The following is a 16,557-nucleotide window of genomic DNA, read 5'->3' as shown; positions in this document are numbered from 1 at the left end:
GTGATTGCCATCGAGAACACACGGCTGTTCACCGAGCTGCAGGCCCGCACGACGCAATTGTCGCAATCGCTCGACGATCTGCGCGCCGCTCAGGACGGTCTCATACAAACCGAGAAGCTCGCCGCGCTGGGACGGCTGGTGGCCGGCGTCGCTCACGAGCTCAACACCCCCGTCGGCACCAGCCTGACGGTCGCCTCCGCCTTCATCAACAAGGCGGATCGGTTCGAAGCCGATGTCGCGAGCGGCGGCGTGCGCCGTTCGAGCCTGACCGAGTTCATTGCGTCAAGCCGGGAGGCGGCGTCGCAGGTCATGATCAACCTCAATCACGCGATCGACCTGATCCAGTCGTTCAAGCAGGTTGCGACCGATCGCAACGTTTCGGACCGGCGCGGCTTCGATCTCGCAGAGGTGACCGAACAGGTCGTGAAGGGGTTGCGGTTCGGGCTGCGCCGAAACCTCGTGGTCAACGTCGCATGCGAGCCTGATCTTGCCATGAACAGCTATCCCGGCCCCTACGGCCAGGTGCTGACCAATCTGGTGATCAATTCCGCGGTGCACGCCTATCCGGACGGCACGCGCGGCTCCGTCCACATTGCGGCCCAGGCGTCGGGAAAACACAATGTCGAGGTGCTGTTTTCGGACGACGGCTGTGGCATGAGCCCGGAGGTCCGGCGCCAGGTCTTCGATCCGTTTTTCACCACCAGGCGCGACCAGGGCAGCACCGGCCTCGGGCTGCACATCGTCCATAACATCGTGACCAACCGCCTGGGCGGCCGGATCAATCTGGAAACCAGGCAGGGCGCAGGAACGAAATTCCGCATCGTCATGCCCCGCGAAGCGCCGCTGGCGGCGGCTGGGGACTGATGAGCGCGTGGCCTCGATGGGCGAAGCGATATCCGGTGACAATCTTACCGCGGATGAGCTTTCCCGGGTCTCGCTGCGCTCACCGGGCTACGGCAGCCTTAGCCGCCGTTCCCGTTCTCGCCGTTCTCGTCTTCCGAGATATGCTCGACCGACACCACGTGCTCGTCATCGGCGGTGTCGAACACAATGACGCCCTGCGTCGAGCGGCCGGCGATGCGGATGTCCTCGACCGGGCAACGGATCAGCTGGCCCTTGTCGGTGACCAGCATGATCTGGTCGCTGTGCTCGACCGGGAATGACGCCACCAGCTTGCCGTTGCGGTTGTTGACGCTCATCGCGACGATGCCTTTGCCGCCGCGGCCGGTGGTGCGGTACTCGTAGGACGAGGTGCGCTTGCCATAGCCGTTGACGGAGACCGTAAGCACCACCTGCTCCTGCGCCGACATCTCCGCGTAGCGCTCCTGCGAGAGCTGCAGCGAGCCGGTACTCTCCTCGCCCTCGCCCTCGACGGGCTCTTCGGCCGCGGTCTCGCCGGCCACCGCGCGGCGCATCTTGAAGTAGGCTACCCGCTCGTCCGAGGTGGTCTCGACATGGCGCAGGATCGCCAGCGAGATCAGCTTGTCGCCTTCTGCCAGCGCGATGCCGCGGACGCCCATCGAGGTGCGGCCGGTGAAGACGCGCACGTCGGTGACGGGGAAACGGATGCATTGGCCGCCGGCGGCCGTCAGCAACACGTCGTCGTGCTCGGTGCAGATCTGCACGTCGACGATCGCCTCGCCTTCCCCGAGCTTCATGGCGATGATGCCGGAGCGGCGGACATCGACGAAGTCGGATAGCTTGTTGCGACGGACGGTGCCGCCTGTGGTGGCGAACATCACGTCGAGATTGGCCCAGGAGGATTCATCCTCCGGCAGCGGCATGATGGTGGTGATGCGCTCGCCCTGCTCCAGCGGCAGGATGTTGATCATCGCCTTGCCGCGCGCGTTCGGCGCCGCCATCGGCAACCGCCAGACCTTTTCCTTGTAGACCTGGCCCTTCGAGGAGAAGAACAGCACCGGCGTATGCGTCGAGGCGACGAACAGCCGCGAGACAAAATCCTCGTCGCGGGTCTGCATGCCGGCGCGGCCCTTGCCGCCGCGGCGCTGGGCGCGATAGGTCGAGAGCGGCACGCGCTTGACGTAGCCGGCGTGCGAGACCGTGACCACCATGTCCTCGCGCTGGATCAGGTCCTCGTCCTCGACCTCGCCTTCCTGCTCGACGATGACGGTCCGGCGCGGCGTCGCGAATTCGTCCTTCACGGCGCCGAGCTCGGTCTTGATGATCGCCTGCACGCGCGCGCGCGAGCGCAGGATGTCGAGATAGTCGGCGATCTCCACCGCGAGCTTGTCGAGCTCCTCGGATATCTCCTCGCGGCCGAGCGCGGTGAGCCGCTGCAGGCGCAGGTCGAGGATCGCCTTGGCCTGTTCCAGCGACAGCCGCGCGGTGCCGTCCGGCGACATCCGGTGCCGAGGATCGTCGATCAGCGTGATCATCGCTTCGACATCCCGCGCCGGCCAGTCGCGCGACATCAGCGTGTCGCGCGCGGTGTTCGGATCGGGCGAGGTCCGGATGACGCGAATGATCTCGTCGATATTGGCGACCGCGATCGCAAGGCCGACCAGGATGTGGGCGCGGTCGCGGGCCTTGTTGAGCAGAAATTTCGTGCGCCGCGTGACCACCTGCTCGCGGAAGGCGATGAACAGCGTCAGCAGGTCCTTCAGGTTCATCACCTGCGGACGGCCGCCGTCGAGCGCCACCATGTTGGCCGGGAAATTGGTCTGCAGCGGCGTGAAGCGATAGAGCTGGTTCAGCACCACGTCAGGCACCGCGTCGCGCTTCAATTCGACCACGACGCGGTAACCGTCGCGGTCGGATTCATCGCGCAGATCGGAGATGCCGTCGATCTTCTTCTCGCGCACCAGTTCGGCGATGCGTTCGACCATCGACGCCTTGTTCACCTGGTAGGGAATTTCGGTGATGATGATCGCTTCGCGATCTTTCCGGATGGTGTCGATCGTCACCTTGCCACGCATCACGATCGAGCCGCGGCCGAGGTGATAGGCCGAGCGGATGCCCTGGCGTCCCAGGATGATGCCGCCGGTCGGGAAATCCGGACCCGGCACGATGTTGATGAGATCGTCGATGGCAAGCGCGGGATTGTCGATCAGCGCCACACAGGCATCGATGATTTCGCCGAGATTGTGCGGCGGGATGTTGGTCGCCATGCCGACGGCGATACCGCCGGCGCCATTGACCAGAAGGTTGGGAAACCTGGCCGGCAGCACCGTCGGTTCGGTGTCACGGCTGTCATAGTTCGCCTGGAAATCGACGGTGTCCTTGTCGATGTCGTCGAGCAAGGTCTGCGCGATCTTGGTCAGCCGGGATTCGGTGTAGCGCATGGCCGCCGCCGTATCGCCGTCGACCGAGCCGAAATTGCCCTGTCCGTCGATCAGGGGCTCGCGCATGGAGAAATCCTGCGCGAGCCGCACCAGCGCGTCATAGACCGACTGATCGCCGTGGGGATGGTATTTACCGATGACGTCGCCGACCGTGCGCGCCGACTTGTTGTACGACTTGTTGTACTCGAAGCCGTTCTCGTGCATCGCGTAAAGAATGCGGCGATGCACGGGCTTGAGGCCGTCGCGCGCATCCGGCAGCGCGCGTGCCACGATCACGCTCATGGCGTAATCGAGGTAGGAGCGCTTCATCTCGTCGAGGATGGAAACGGGACGGATGTCGGAGGACTCCGGCGGCTCGCCGGGCTTGTCGTCTTCGTTGTCGGACAAAGGGGGATCCAGGTCAGTTCTGAGTGGAGAATCATATAGCGCATCAGGGGGCCGATCACCACCCCGAAGCCGTCGGGCAGAGCTGTTTTTCCGCTCGTTTTTTCATGGACTTAACGCGTCGCAAGGCGGTTTTCCGGGGGCTGCCGGGACGGCTATTTCCGGGCCGAAAACACACCGCCAAAACGGTGCTTCCTTACCACCGCCTCAGGGGCCGAAAACCACCGCATGCATGATCCGTCCGGGCAGGAAGGTGAACACGCCGGCGATAATCAGCGCGCCAAAGAAGATCGACGTCATCGCCTTCTTGTGGCCGCGGACATTGTGCCGGCGCGCATGCAGCACCGCGAGCACCAGCATGACCGGCACGAAGACCGACAGGATATGGATCGGGCTGAACGGCCCGACCAGGCGGATCTCGTGGATCCAGAGCGAACTGATCGCAACTGCCGCCATCAGCACCACCCAGATCCAGCCGAGGGTCCGGTGCGGCAGCGTTCCCTTTGGCGCGGCGAACTGCACGAGGCCGAGGGCAAACGCTGCGATGGCAGCAAACGCGTGCAGCGGGATCGTTTCCGGGGCCTCCAACAGCGGTGCGAGGCTCATGCTCGGCGCTCCATCTCAAGTTGACATTCGAGACGGCGCGCAGCTTAGGGGAAAGACCTCATGTAAATATTAATCGACGACGGGCCGCACGGACCCGCCCGCCTTCGCGAGCGAAATCGTTGCGACGCGCATGGCGGATAGTTTTGCCTCAGAACGGGATGTCGTCGTCCATGTCGCTGTTGCGGCTGCCCGCCGCCACCGCGCGCCGCGGCGCGGAGCTAGCCGGGCCGCTGGAGCCGAAATCGCCGGCATCGTCGGAGCCGAAGCCGCCGCCACCACCGCCACCGCGACCGTCGAGCATGGTCAGCGTCGAGTTAAAACCCTGCAGCACGACCTCGGTCGAGTACTTCTCGACGCCGCTCTGGTCGGTCCATTTGCGCGTCTGCAGCGCGCCCTCGAGGTAAACCTTGGCGCCCTTCTTCAGATACTGCTCGGCGACCTTGCAGAGACCCTCGTTGAAGATCACGACGCGGTGCCACTCGGTCTTTTCCTTACGCTCGCCGGTCGCCTTGTCGCGCCAGGTCTCCGACGTCGCAACGCTCAGATTGGCGATCGGCCGCCCGTCCTGGGTCCGCCGGATTTCAGGATCCTTGCCGAGGTTGCCGATCAGAATCACTTTGTTCACGCTTCCCGCCATCACAGCTCTCCACTCGATATCGCCGGCAAAAATCCCTGCTCCGGCCGCGTTCCTGCAGCCGTTTCAATTCTTGACCTGTCGCTTGTCTAATTTTCGTGTCCGCTCTTCGGACCTTCCGGACCGACCCTATACGCTCGCAGGCCCCGCTGATCCCGCGATCCCTTCGCGAGCCAGCGGTTATCCACATATAGCATCGCGGCGCCCAATGTTCCAGCTTTGTTCTATCTACTCGCTCAGATCATAACGACGCAACCTCCGAGCGAACCACGGGAACTCACGGGAAACCACAATGAACTCGGAATGGAACCCGAAGGTTCCCGCCAAAGTTCCACTTTCCCCTAACAAATCATTAGCTTGGTTCCACACACTTGGTTTTTCGGTGTGGCTTTTTGGAGACGCCATTTCTGGGCGAGTCGCGATATCAAATACATCCAGCGGCGCGGCGCTCGCGTCACCACGGACGCTTCGGGGACCACAGAAGCGGACAATATCTGGAGATAGACACCATGAAGAAGGTTCTATTGGGTACAGTTGCTTTCATCGCGTTCGCCGCGCCTGCAGCGGCCGCCGACCTTGCGGCGCGCCCCTACACCAAGGCGCCGCCTGCTCCGATCGCTGCTGTGTATGACTGGAGCGGCTTCTACATCGGCGCCAACGGCGGTTGGGGTTCGAGCCACAAGTGTTGGGATCTCACCAATGACGGCGTGGCTCCTGTCGTTCCGGCCTTTCCCGAAGGCTGCCACGACGCAACCGGCGGCACCGCCGGCGGTCAGCTCGGTTATCGCTGGCAGACCGGCACCTGGGTGTTCGGCCTTGAAGGCCAGGGCAACTGGGCCGACTTCAGGGGCAGCAATGTGAGCCTGTTCGATGCGACGCTCCGCAACGAATCGCGCATCGATGCGTTCGGCCTGATCACGGGCCAGGTCGGCTGGGCCGCCAATAACGTTCTGTTCTATGTCAAGGGCGGTGCGGCCGTTACGGCGGATCGCTTCCGCATCCGTGATGCTGCGACGAACGCCGTGGTTGCTACCACCGGTGACGACACCCGCTGGGGTGGCGTGGTCGGTGCGGGCCTTGAATTCGGCTTTGCTCCCAACTGGTCGGCCGGTGTCGAATACAACCATCTGTTCATGCAGGACCGCACCCACAACTTTGTCACCACCGTGGGGGCCCTCCCCTTCGGCAGCGATCGGATCCGCCAGGACGTCGATCTCGTCACCGTTCGCGTCAACTATCGCTGGGGCGGCCCGGTCATCGCAAAGTACTGATCACTGCTGCAACACGGGAATACGGAAAGGCCGGCGTTACGCCGGCCTTTTTGTTTGGTTGTATTTTGGAACCGTGCCACTCGCGACGGTTGCATATTACCTACATTTGCCGCGGATGTGGTTTTCGGGAGACAGGAATCCGGCGGCACCTCGGCTATACGCAGGAGCAACCTCAAATTGACGGCTGAGGGAGTTGCGTTCGAGAGCCGCGAAAGGAAAGAAAAGTGAAAAAGATTCTGCTGACGACCACTGGCTTGATCGCGCTTGGGATGGCGCCCGCGATCGCCGCCGATCTTGGTGCAAGACCCTATACCAAGGCGCCCGCCGCAGCGATTGCGATCAACAACTGGACCGGCTTCTACCTCGGCGCGATGGGCGGCTACGCCAGCGAAAACGGCGATGGCATCGGCTCAATCAGCGGCGGTTTCGCCGGCGGCACTGCTGGTTACAACTGGCAGATGGGCAACGTCGTTCTCGGCATCGAGGCCGATGCCGCCTGGGCAGATATCGGCGCAAGGGTGGGCAACCCGGCTGTCGCCGCGGTCGAGACCCGGATCCGCGACATGGGCACGGTGCGTGGCCGCGTCGGCTACGCTTTCGACCAAGTACTGGTCTACGGCACCGCCGGCTATGCTTGGGCCGACAATCGCCTGACACTCTCGGCGCTTGGCGCGAGCGTATCGGACAGCAAGATCCACTCCGGATGGGCCGCTGGTGCCGGTGTCGAGGTGATGTTCGCGCCGAAGTGGTCGGTCAAGGCCGAGTACCTCTATCGCAGCTTCGAGAGCCAGAACTACTTCACCGCCGCCGTTCCAGGGGGCTTGGCGACCGGAGAACTCAACCTGCACAGCGTCCAAGTTGGTGTGAACTACCACTTCTAAGTGCGCGACCGGAGAAGCTATCGCCGCTCCTTCAAGAACCGCGTTCAAACAAGAGCCTTCAGCTTTCTTGCTAAACAGCCTCCGTTCCACATCCGGAACGGAGGCTTTTCTTTTGCGCCATTCCGCATCCACCTGCTGACCGCTGCTGCCAAAACACTGATAGCGCAAAACAATCCGTTGATGATTCGCGCACGGCACTGGAAATTCCTTACCGTTCTTCCTATGTTCCGACTTTCAATCATCGGCGCCTGATCCCGGTTTCCCGCCTGGCCATGCGCGCCCAACTCGGTGCGCGACCTGCGCGCCTGGAAATGCCGATATGGATGAAGTGCTAAGGGCGAAGCGCCAACAGACCGCCGGCTCCGCATCGCGTGCGATCACCATTCGCGGGGCGCGCGAGCATAATCTCAAGAACGTCGATCTCGAGATTCCCCGCGACAAACTCGTCGTGTTCACCGGCCTTTCCGGCTCCGGCAAATCCTCGCTCGCCTTCGACACCATCTATGCCGAGGGTCAGCGCCGCTACGTCGAATCGCTCTCGGCCTATGCGCGCCAGTTCCTGGAGATGATGCAGAAGCCGGATGTCGACCAGATCGACGGGCTGTCGCCGGCGATCTCGATCGAGCAGAAGACGACGTCCAAGAATCCCCGCTCGACCGTCGGCACCGTCACGGAGATCTACGACTACATGCGCCTCTTATGGGCGCGCGTCGGCGTGCCCTATTCGCCGGCCACGGGACTGCCGATTGAAAGCCAGGTGGTCTCGCAGATGGTCGACCGCGTGCTGACGCTGCCTGAGGGCATCCGCCTCTATCTGCTGGCGCCGGTCGTGCGCGGCCGCAAGGGCGAGTACAAGAAGGAGCTCTCCGAATGGCTCAAGAAGGGCTTTCAGCGCGTCAAGATCGACGGCACCTTCTATGAACTGTCGGACCCGCCTACCCTCGACAAGAAATTCCCGCACGACATCGACGTCGTGGTCGACCGCATCGTGGTGCGCCCCGACCTCGGCCAGCGCCTCGCTGAGAGCTTTGAGACTGCGCTCAAGCTCGCCGAAGGCTTGGCTGTGATCGAATATGCCGACGCGCCGGCGGCGACCGAGGAGAAGAAGTCCGACAAGAAGACCGCCAAGATCCACGACAAGAGCGGGCCCGAGCGCATCCTGTTCTCGGAAAAATTCGCCTGCCCCGTATCAGGCTTCACGATCCCCGAGATCGAGCCGCGGCTGTTCTCGTTCAACAACCCCTATGGCGCCTGCCCAGCCTGCGGCGGCCTCGGCGTCGAGCAGCATATCGACGAAGACCTCGTCATCCCCGACAAGGAGCTGACCCTGCGCAAGGGCGCGATTGCGCCGTGGGCCAAGTCCTCCTCGCCCTATTACATCCAGACGCTGACCGCGCTCGGCAAGTTCTACAAGTTCACGCTCGATACCAAGTGGAAGGACCTGCCGAAGAAGACGCAGGCCGCGCTGCTGTACGGCTCCGGCGACGACGAGATCAAGTTCTCCTATGAGGACGGGGTGCGCTCCTACGACACCAAGAAACCGTTCGAGGGCGTCATCACCAATCTCGAGCGCCGCTACCGCGAGACCGAGAGCGAATGGGCGCGCGAGGAACTGGCCAAGTATTTCTCCGACATCCCCTGTGCGGGCTGCAACGGCCACCGCCTCAAGCCGGAGGCGCTCTGCGTCAAGATCGGCGGCAAGCATATCGGCGAGATCTCCGAACTCTCGGTGAAGCGCGCCGGCGAATGGTTTGAAAGCGTCCCGAAGGCGCTTAACGCGCAGCAGAACGAGATCGCCGGACGCGTGCTGAAGGAGATCCGCGAGCGGCTGTCCTTCCTGCTCGATGTCGGGCTGAACTATCTCACGCTCTCCCGCTCCTCCGGTACGCTGTCCGGCGGCGAGAGCCAGCGCATCCGTTTGGCATCGCAGATCGGCTCGGGGCTCACAGGCGTGCTCTACGTGCTGGACGAGCCTTCGATTGGCCTGCACCAGCGCGACAACGCGCGACTGTTGGAAACGCTAAAGCGGCTGCGCGACCTCGGCAATACCGTGATCGTCGTCGAGCATGATGAGGACGCGATCCGCCTCGCCGACTACGTGCTCGACATCGGCCCCGGCGCCGGCATGCATGGCGGCCACATCGTGGCGCAGGGCACGCCATCAGACATCATGCGCAATCCGAAGTCGCTGACCGGCAAATATCTCACGGGGGAGTTATCGGTGCCGATCCCCGAGCGTCGGCCGCCGAACCATCGGCGCACCATCAAGGTCGTCAACGCCCGCGGCAATAACCTCAAAAATGTCTCGGCGGAAATTCCGCTGGGACTCTTCACCTGCGTCACCGGCGTCTCCGGCGGCGGCAAGTCGACGCTGTTGATCGACACGCTCTACCGCGCCATCGCGCGAAAGCTGAACAACGCCAGCGAGGGCGCCGCGCCGCACGACCGCATCGAGGGTCTCGAGCATATCGACAAGATCATCGACATCGACCAGTCCCCGATCGGCCGTACCCCGCGCTCCAACCCGGCGACCTATACTGGCGCCTTCACGCCGATCCGCGAATGGTTCGCCGGCCTGCCCGAAGCCAAGGCGCGCGGTTACGAGCCCGGCCGCTTCTCCTTCAACGTCAAGGGCGGCCGCTGCGAGGCTTGCCAGGGCGACGGCGTCATCAAGATCGAGATGCACTTTCTGCCCGACGTCTACGTCACCTGTGACACCTGCAAGGGCAAGCGCTACAACCGCGAGACCCTGGAAGTCCTGTTCAAGGGCAAGTCGATCTCTGATGTGCTCGACATGACGGTGGAAGAAGCCGCCGAATTCTTCAAGGCCGTCCCGCGCGTGCGCGAGACCTTCAAGACGCTGCACCGCGTCGGCTTGGACTATATCCATGTCGGCCAGCAGGCGACGACGCTGTCCGGCGGCGAAGCCCAGCGCGTCAAGTTGGCGAAAGAACTGTCAAAGCGCGCCACCGGCCGCACGCTCTATATCCTGGACGAGCCGACCACCGGCCTGCACTTCCACGACGTCGCCAAACTCCTGGAGGTGCTGCACGAGCTGGTCGCGCAAGGCAACACGGTCGTCGTCATCGAGCACAACCTCGAAGTCATCAAGACCGCCGACTGGGTCATCGACCTCGGCCCAGAAGGCGGCGACGGCGGCGGAGAGATCGTGGCTTGGGGGCCGCCCGAGGACATCGTGAAAGCGCCGCGGAGCTATACGGGGAAGTTTTTGGCACCGGTGCTGAAGAAGGCGGATGGCAAGCCGCGGAAGAGTGCGGGGGCTAGTGAGGCGGCGGAGTAGACGCCTTTTGAGCTTCCCTGTTCGAAGCAGCGGCCACAGCCCCTACCGACGCTGCAACTCTACACCGTCTAATAACGCGGGGGCGCCGATCACCCCAGCGCGTAGGATGGGTGGAGCGAAGCGATACCCATCAACTTTGCCACAAGGTAAAGAATAATGATGGGTTTCGCTTCGCTCTACCCACCTGCGGTTCTGTTACTCCACGATCTTCCAATATGAATCCTTGCGGATCACCTTGCCGTTGCGAAACGTATAGAAGTCGCACCCTTGGACCTCCTTTCTCACTCCCTCGCGGGTGGTGCCGGTGAGAGTCCATCTCGAGATGCCGGTATCGGCAGCCGAATCCACGAAGTGTTCGCCGTTGCCGTAATGGACATCAGGCAAGCCTTCGAAGCGTGTCGCCAACGCTTCTCGCACGTTCCGCTTGCCCTCGAAACGAGCGCCCCAAGGCCTGTTTCCCCTTGGCATCTCCAGGATGCAATCGTCAGAGAAGAACGCCATGATGCGATCAAGATCGTGCGCGTTGAAGGCCTCACATAGCTCCGTCAGCGTCGATCGAATGTCCATTCGTCCGCTCCATCCGGATTATTGATACTGCTCACGCCCGCAAACGTAGTGCGGATTGCCGAAGAGCAACCCGTCACTTTCTTTCTCGCCGCCAGCACGAGCACGCCTTCGGCAATCGCGCTGACGTACTATACGCCCCAGTAACGCGGATGCGGGCGCGAGCGGTCGCCCCAATCAAAGGCGTCGTCATCCAGCTCCGACGGACCGGCGCGCAGGTCTTCCGGCGTGACGTCGGTCTGGTAGGCCTGACGTGCCGGATCAAACCGGAGGGCGTCCCACCTTATCGGACAATGGTGGTGGCTGCCGAGCAGGCCTCCGGTCTTGATCACGGCGTAGGCGACCGTTCCGCTGGTCTTGTCGAGCATCAGGCGTTCGATCGAGCCGAGCCTTGTGCCGTCGCGGCAGTAGACGCTGACATGCTCGACGCGGTCACTGGGCACCAGGGTATGCGGCATGGTGACCTCCCTGTCTTCTCTGCTTCCCGGCATTATAGCTTGTAGGGCGGATTAGCGAAGCGTAATCCGCCACGCCACTCGCTCGGCGAGAGCGGCGGGTTACGCCGGAGCCTGTCATCGGGCCGCGCGTTACGCGGACCCGTTGGGCTAACCCGCCCTACGCACCTTCCCGCGACCTACCGCCTGAGAAACATTCCGAACGCCCTTGGTCCGTCGCCGACCTTGATCTCGCCGGTCACCTTCAGCTCGGCCGCATCGATAATGCTGATCGAGTTGCTCTCCCAGTTTGCCACCACGATCTGCCGGCCGTCCGCCGTCGCCGCGATTCCCTCCGGATACTCGCCGACATTGATGTGCTTGACCGGCACGAGGCTCGCGAGATCGAACACGCTGACGGTGCCGCCATACTGGTCGGTGACGAACCCGCGGCCCTGGGCGAGCGCGACGGCATAGGGGCGCAGACCCGTCTTGACGCGTCCGATCTCCTTTTGACCGGCAATGTCGATCACGGAGACGTCGTTCGATCCGACATTGGCGGTGTAGGCGCGCCGCCCCTCCATATCGATGGTGATGCCGAACGGGCGCGTGCCGACCTTGATTGTGGCCCGGCGTTCGCGTGTCGAAGTATCGACGACGGAGACGCTGTCGGCATCGCGGTCGGCCGAGAGCAACAGCCGCCCGTCCGGCGTTACCGCAAGCCCCGACGGCGAGGCGCCGACCGCGATATCGGCGACCACGCGTTGCTCCTTCGGATCGATCACCCGCACCGCCGCGGCGTACCAGTCGGCGACATAGACAGCCGTGCCATCCGGCGCCACGGCAACGCCGAGCGGGCCGCCGCTTACATTGATCTTGCCGACGACCTGGCGTGCGACAGCATCGACCACCGTAACCGCCTTGGCGTCGGGGCTTGTCACATAGGCGAAGCGTCCATCTGGCGTCACAGCGACGCCGGCCGGCTTGCCGCCGATCGCGATGGTCGCGACTGGCCGCGACGTCGCGAGGTCGACGATCGTCAGGTTTTCGCTGAGCTGATTGGTGACGAATGCCTCCTCCGCGCAACCTTGCCCGGCCAAGGTTGCGCCGATGCTGGCGACGAGCGCCGCCAGTGCGAGGCCCCGCACGATCAGCTTCCGCTTTCGACCTTTTTCTTCAGCGCCTCAAGACCCGCTTTATAGAGCTCGCTCACCGCCTTCACCGCGGCCTGATCGTTCAGCTCCGGCGGCGGATCGTTGTTGGGAAAGCCGCGATAGAACGCACCGGCCCACTCCAGGCTGCTGCCCTTGCCGTCGGCGCTCGGCGCAACCGTCAGGGTGGACGAATAGTTGGTGACCGGCAGCACCTTCACGTCGACGGCGGTGATCCGGTACGAATAGGTCATCTTCTCGGCATCGTATTTGTAGAGCTCCTCATCGACCGTCGCTCCACCGGCCAGCGTCAGCCGCCGCGTGGCCTCGATCGCATTGCCCTTGTCGCCCTCGGTCTTGCTGACGGGCGGCAGCCAGCTCATGTCCTGGAAATTGCCGATCGCGGCCCACACCTTCGCCGGCGGCGCGTTGATCTCGATCGATTCCCGCACCTTCTGGCGCGTCGGCCCATGCGCCCAGGCCGCGGTTAAAGCCGCCCCAACTACACCCAGGGCCGCCATCACTGCCGCAGCTCTTACAATCGTTGCTCTCATGCGTTTCCCCAATGTCTTACCGGCCCGCCGGCGCGGGCTTGCTGTTATCCTACCGCATTCTCGCAGCAAACAAGGCCGGTTCGTGGCATCGGCCGGAAGCGCCCCTGTTGCGAAACCGCTGGTGCGGCAAGTCAATACCTCGCCTCACTCCGCGATCGCCGCGTCCACGAATCCCTTCGGATCCTCGCAAAACTCCCGCATGACCTTGTAGTGGTCGGTATCCTTCAGCGTCACCGGCTCCAATCCGTATTTCGTCAGCCGCAGCAGCGTCGCGTTCGGGTATGCCATCAGCATGGGCGAGTGCGTGGCCATGATGATCTGGCAATGGCCGATATCCTCCATCCGCCGCATCAGCTTCAAAAACTCGATCTGACGCCCGGGCGACAGCGCCGATTCCGGCTCGTCGAAGATGAAGATGCCCTGGCGCTGGCAGCGTTCCTCGAAGAAGCGCAAAAAGCCTTCGCCGTGGGAATGCGAGAGGAAATCGGGTGGCGGGCCTCCTCCCCTCGGATATCGCTGGGCCATCTCGTCCAGATAGCGGGCGACCGAAAAAAAGCTTTCGGCGCGGAAGAACCATCCATTGGTGATCTTGGGCAGCCAACTCGCCCGCAACGCGCTGGACAATTGGCCTCCCATTTTCTCCAGCGCCCATGAATGGTCGACCGGCATGTAACCCTTGCCACCACCGGCCTCATCATAGCCGGCCAGCGCCGCGATGCCTTCCAACAGCGTCGATTTGCCGGTGCCGTTCTCGCCGACGATGATGGTAGTGGCCCGCTCGAAGCGCAGGTCGAAATCGTCGCGCAGCAACGGCAGGCAGAACGGATAGGATTCCCGATCTGTGATGCGCGAGGGCTCGAGCCAGATTCGCCTCAGGTACGGCGCCGGCAGGTTGATCGTACGATTGCGTTTGTAAGCCATTGGATTCAGATCTCAAGGAAACAAAATCGTTCGTTACGGTTATACAGGGAATAACTTACAATCCTAGATGGCACACCCAATGCCGAGCGTCACCTATGTCTTCTTCCGCAACGCTATCCTCAGCGCGCGGCAAGTGGTTTGCTTTTATGACGGCCGCCGCCGCGAACTATGTCCGCACATCATCGGCGCCAACAAGAGCGGCGAAGAGGTCGTGCTGGCCTGGCAGTTCGCCGGCGAAAGCTCAGGCCCTCTGCCGCAATGGCGCTGCCTGAAGCTGGCAGGCGTCAAGGATGCCCATGCGCGCGAGGGCCGCTGGCACGAAGGCCGCTCGCATCGCACGACACAGACCTGCGTCAGCGATATCGATCTCGATATCAACGTTCACGTTCGCAAGCCGCGGTGATGCAAACGGCGATCCAGTATTCCGGAGAGGACAGTGATTGAGCCGATAAGCCGCGGCGTACAGGATCCCCGCATGCGCGGGGATGACGAGGCGTGTGCGTCGCGATTTTCTTCGTCATTGCGAGCGCAGCGAAGCAATCCAACAACCGCGATCATACGAACGCATCGCCTCGCCTCTCGCGCAAATCGCGAACGCATTTCGCGCCACAGCTCGCCGCACTGCCGTCGAAATAGCAACCTGCCGACGTCAATGAGCGGACGCGCTTCGGTCCAATTTTTGCCGGCATGGATGTCCTATAGTTAATCAGCGAACGACGTTGTCACACCCGCGCAAACGTCGCTTGCAGTCTAGTCTTTTGGGCGCGTTCGCGCCCGCTTCCAAGAACGTTACGTCACCATGCCGCTTCAATCGGTCCGTGATGGGGCCCGCAGGGGATTAAACGAGTGTTCAACTACAGGGGACAGAATATGAAACAACTACTTCTAGCTGGTGTGGCCCTTTCGGTCGCGACCGCGGCCTCGGCTGCCGACCTGCCGGCGCGGCCCTACGCCAAGGCTCCCCCGGCAGCGGTGGTTGCGGCGTACAATTGGTCTGGCTTCTATCTCGGCGCGATGGGCGGCTATGGCTGGGAGACCGACGCTGGCAGCGGCGGCTTTGGCGGCGGCACAGTCGGCTACAACTGGCAGCTTCCGGGCAGCCAGTTCGTGTTCGGTGTCGAAGTCGACGCCGCAGGCGCCAGCATCAAGGACAGATTCACCGAGGACGCCGGCGGCTTCCTGGTCACGCAGGAAACCAAGATCAACTCATTCGGCAGCGTGACCGGCCGCGCCGGCTTCGCCATGGATGCCGCCCTGATCTACGCCAAGGGCGGTTATGCGTGGGCCAACAGGAAGTGGTCCATCTCGGACGGCATCGTGACGTTCTCGGACAGCCAGACTCATACCGGCTACACCATCGGCGGCGGCCTCGAGTACATGTTCGCGCCGAACTGGTCGGCCAAGGGCGAATACATGTTCACCAGCCTCGGCAGCGAGGCCTACAATTTCGGCGGCCCTCCGTTGGTAGACTCCGGTACCATCGACTTTCACACCATCAAGGTTGGCGTGAACTATCACTTCAGGTGAGAACCGTAGGGCTCGCCCCACTCGAACTGTCGTCACCCGCCTTGTGCGCAATTGCGCACTGGGGCGGGTGACCCAGTATTCCAGAGACGCCTGTGATCAAATCGATGGGCCGCGGCGTACTGGGTGCCGCGCCTTCGCGGGGCACGACAATCCGTGATGAGGTGCGCAGTCACAGCACCTCCAGCACCAGCTCCATCGTCATCAGCACCGGATTGTCGCCGCGCATCAGCCGCCCTTCGGCGATGCCGCCGAGATAGTCGACCAGTGCGATGTCGAGCTCCGCCTGCAGCGTGCCGTCGGCGCCGGCCGCGACGCTTCCGGCCTTGATCGCAAGCTCGGTCGCAAACGGCACTACGCTCCTGCCATCGATGAAATGCGCGCCGATCGTGGAGCCGACGCCGCCGTGAATGCGCGCGCGCAGGATTCCATGCTGGCGGCAGAACGTCTCCAGCGCCGCGGCGAAATCCTGATTCGGCCGCAGCCGCAGCGCAAAAGCGCGGCTGTCGGCCTTCGCACCTGTCGCGGCGCGCGCAACAGGGCCGAACAGCTTGAAATTGGTTTCGCTGTCAGGCTCTGCAGTAAACATCGCGCCATCGATGCCGAACGCCTCCACCGCGAACGATTCGGCGACGATGCTTTCCTCGGGCAGAATGTGGCCGCCATGCAGATGGCCGTCGGTCTCGGTCCACAGCCCATGGCAATGGAAGAACGGCGCGCCGTCGCGCTCGCCGAGCGTCATCGCGCCACACCTCAGCTGCGTGATGCCGGAGGGCCGGAAGGTATCGCTGTAGAATGCCGCATTCGCGCCGGTCTTCGACAGCGCCGGCATCACATAGGCGAACGGCCCGAGCGCGCCTCCCCGCATGCTCAAAACGCCGCCGGAAAATCCGGCGTCGGCAAAGCCGCGGCGCGCGGCTTCGAGCAGCGGCAGGCCGGCCTGCAGCGTGAACGAGAATGCGCGTCCGCGCGCCTCGACCCATTGAATGCGTTCGGGCACGGGCGTGCCCGGCTGCGCGATGCTGCGCAT

Annotated in this window: 14 protein-coding genes and 1 pseudogene; 6 read left to right on the top strand and 9 right to left on the bottom strand. The window is 63.2% G+C overall.

Annotation, left to right across the window (positions count from 1 at the left end; all coding sequences use genetic code 11):
* Positions 1–66: 66 nt before the first annotated feature.
* A pseudogene (locus QA643_RS19700) lies at positions 67–864 on the top strand (ATP-binding protein); the annotation flags it as partial.
* 98 nt (positions 865–962) lie between these two features.
* On the opposite strand, the gene gyrA reads toward QA643_RS19700, so the two are convergent.
* The 3 genes from gyrA to QA643_RS19685 form a co-directional block, all read right to left on the bottom strand.
* On the bottom strand, positions 963–3,689 hold the full coding sequence (gene gyrA, locus QA643_RS19695) for a DNA gyrase subunit A (RefSeq protein WP_283027579.1): 2,727 nt from the start codon (positions 3,687–3,689) through the stop codon (positions 963–965).
* A 204-nt stretch (positions 3,690–3,893) separates the two neighbouring features.
* A complete protein-coding gene (locus tag QA643_RS19690; protein ID WP_283027578.1) occupies positions 3,894–4,292 on the bottom strand; it encodes a DUF2306 domain-containing protein in 399 nt (132 codons plus the stop codon).
* Positions 4,293–4,440: 148 nt separating this feature from the next.
* The gene (locus tag QA643_RS19685; protein ID WP_283027577.1) at positions 4,441–4,929 is read right to left on the bottom strand and encodes a single-stranded DNA-binding protein; all 489 of its coding nucleotides are present in this window, start codon (positions 4,927–4,929) and stop codon (positions 4,441–4,443) included.
* A gap of 506 nt (positions 4,930–5,435) precedes the next feature.
* On the opposite strand from QA643_RS19685, the gene QA643_RS19680 reads away from it, so the two are divergent.
* From QA643_RS19680 to uvrA, 3 genes are all read left to right on the top strand, one after another.
* On the top strand, positions 5,436–6,197 hold the full coding sequence (locus QA643_RS19680; protein WP_283027576.1) for an outer membrane beta-barrel protein: 762 nt from the start codon (positions 5,436–5,438) through the stop codon (positions 6,195–6,197).
* A 224-nt stretch (positions 6,198–6,421) separates the two neighbouring features.
* Positions 6,422–7,078 carry an outer membrane protein gene (locus QA643_RS19675; protein WP_283027575.1) on the top strand — a complete coding sequence of 219 codons (657 nt, stop codon included), beginning with the start codon at positions 6,422–6,424 and terminating at the stop codon, positions 7,076–7,078.
* 319 nt (positions 7,079–7,397) lie between these two features.
* Positions 7,398–10,379, top strand: coding sequence for an excinuclease ABC subunit UvrA (gene uvrA, locus QA643_RS19670; RefSeq protein ID WP_283027574.1), 2,982 nt, complete (start codon positions 7,398–7,400; stop codon positions 10,377–10,379).
* A 195-nt stretch (positions 10,380–10,574) separates the two neighbouring features.
* Here uvrA and QA643_RS19665 read toward each other — a convergent pair whose 3' ends face one another.
* The 5 genes from QA643_RS19665 to QA643_RS19645 all read right to left on the bottom strand — a co-directional run bounded on the left by QA643_RS19665 (position 10,575) and on the right by QA643_RS19645 (position 14,003).
* Entirely contained in the window at positions 10,575–10,946 is a 372-nt protein-coding gene (locus tag QA643_RS19665; RefSeq protein ID WP_283027573.1) for a nuclear transport factor 2 family protein, read from the bottom strand.
* A gap of 128 nt (positions 10,947–11,074) precedes the next feature.
* The gene (locus QA643_RS19660; RefSeq protein ID WP_283027572.1) at positions 11,075–11,401 is read right to left on the bottom strand and encodes a PRC-barrel domain-containing protein; all 327 of its coding nucleotides are present in this window, start codon (positions 11,399–11,401) and stop codon (positions 11,075–11,077) included.
* Between the two features lie 176 nt (positions 11,402–11,577).
* On the bottom strand, positions 11,578–12,525 hold the full coding sequence (locus QA643_RS19655) for a cytochrome D1 domain-containing protein (RefSeq protein ID WP_283027571.1): 948 nt from the start codon (positions 12,523–12,525) through the stop codon (positions 11,578–11,580).
* Between the two features lie 2 nt (positions 12,526–12,527).
* A complete protein-coding gene (locus tag QA643_RS19650; protein WP_283027570.1) occupies positions 12,528–13,082 on the bottom strand; it encodes an SRPBCC family protein in 555 nt (184 codons plus the stop codon).
* Between the two features lie 144 nt (positions 13,083–13,226).
* Complete coding sequence (locus QA643_RS19645) at positions 13,227–14,003, bottom strand: AAA family ATPase (protein WP_283027569.1); 777 nt, start codon at positions 14,001–14,003, stop codon at positions 13,227–13,229.
* Positions 14,004–14,082: 79 nt separating this feature from the next.
* Between QA643_RS19645 and QA643_RS19640 the strand changes: the two genes are divergently transcribed.
* Both QA643_RS19640 and QA643_RS19635 read left to right on the top strand, forming a co-directional pair.
* Positions 14,083–14,406, top strand: a complete 324-nt coding sequence (locus QA643_RS19640) for a hypothetical protein (RefSeq protein WP_283027568.1) — start codon at positions 14,083–14,085, stop codon at positions 14,404–14,406.
* Between the two features lie 467 nt (positions 14,407–14,873).
* Complete coding sequence (locus tag QA643_RS19635) at positions 14,874–15,530, top strand: outer membrane protein (protein ID WP_283027566.1); 657 nt, start codon at positions 14,874–14,876, stop codon at positions 15,528–15,530.
* Positions 15,531–15,699: 169 nt separating this feature from the next.
* Here QA643_RS19635 and QA643_RS19630 read toward each other — a convergent pair whose 3' ends face one another.
* Positions 15,700–16,557, bottom strand: a complete 858-nt coding sequence (locus tag QA643_RS19630; protein ID WP_283027565.1) for a DUF296 domain-containing protein — start codon at positions 16,555–16,557, stop codon at positions 15,700–15,702.

It is taken from the genome of Bradyrhizobium sp. CB3481 (assembly GCF_029714305.1).
GTDB lineage: Bacteria > Pseudomonadota > Alphaproteobacteria > Rhizobiales > Xanthobacteraceae > Bradyrhizobium.
The sequence above is the reverse complement of the archived record's forward strand: the minus strand, read 5'-3'. Positions and strand labels throughout refer to the sequence as shown.

Excerpts from the sequence above, each read along its gene's own strand:
- QA643_RS19690 (WP_283027578.1), bottom strand. The coding sequence starts at position 4,292 with ATGAGCCTCGCACCGCTGTTGGAGGCCCCGGAAACGATCCCGCTGCAC.
- QA643_RS19685 (WP_283027577.1), bottom strand. The coding sequence starts at position 4,929 with ATGGCGGGAAGCGTGAACAAAGTGATTCTGATCGGCAACCTCGGCAAG.
- QA643_RS19680 (WP_283027576.1), top strand. The coding sequence starts at position 5,436 with ATGAAGAAGGTTCTATTGGGTACAGTTGCTTTCATCGCGTTCGCCGCG.
- uvrA (WP_283027574.1), top strand. The coding sequence starts at position 7,398 with ATGGATGAAGTGCTAAGGGCGAAGCGCCAACAGACCGCCGGCTCCGCA.
- QA643_RS19665 (WP_283027573.1), bottom strand. The coding sequence starts at position 10,946 with ATGGACATTCGATCGACGCTGACGGAGCTATGTGAGGCCTTCAACGCG.
- QA643_RS19660 (WP_283027572.1), bottom strand. The coding sequence starts at position 11,401 with ATGCCGCATACCCTGGTGCCCAGTGACCGCGTCGAGCATGTCAGCGTC.
- QA643_RS19650 (WP_283027570.1), bottom strand. The coding sequence starts at position 13,082 with ATGAGAGCAACGATTGTAAGAGCTGCGGCAGTGATGGCGGCCCTGGGT.
- QA643_RS19645 (WP_283027569.1), bottom strand. The coding sequence starts at position 14,003 with ATGGCTTACAAACGCAATCGTACGATCAACCTGCCGGCGCCGTACCTG.
- QA643_RS19640 (WP_283027568.1), top strand. The coding sequence starts at position 14,083 with ATGCCGAGCGTCACCTATGTCTTCTTCCGCAACGCTATCCTCAGCGCG.
- QA643_RS19635 (WP_283027566.1), top strand. The coding sequence starts at position 14,874 with ATGAAACAACTACTTCTAGCTGGTGTGGCCCTTTCGGTCGCGACCGCG.
- QA643_RS19630 (WP_283027565.1), bottom strand. The coding sequence starts at position 16,557 with ATGCGCAGCATCGCGCAGCCGGGCACGCCCGTGCCCGAACGCATTCAA.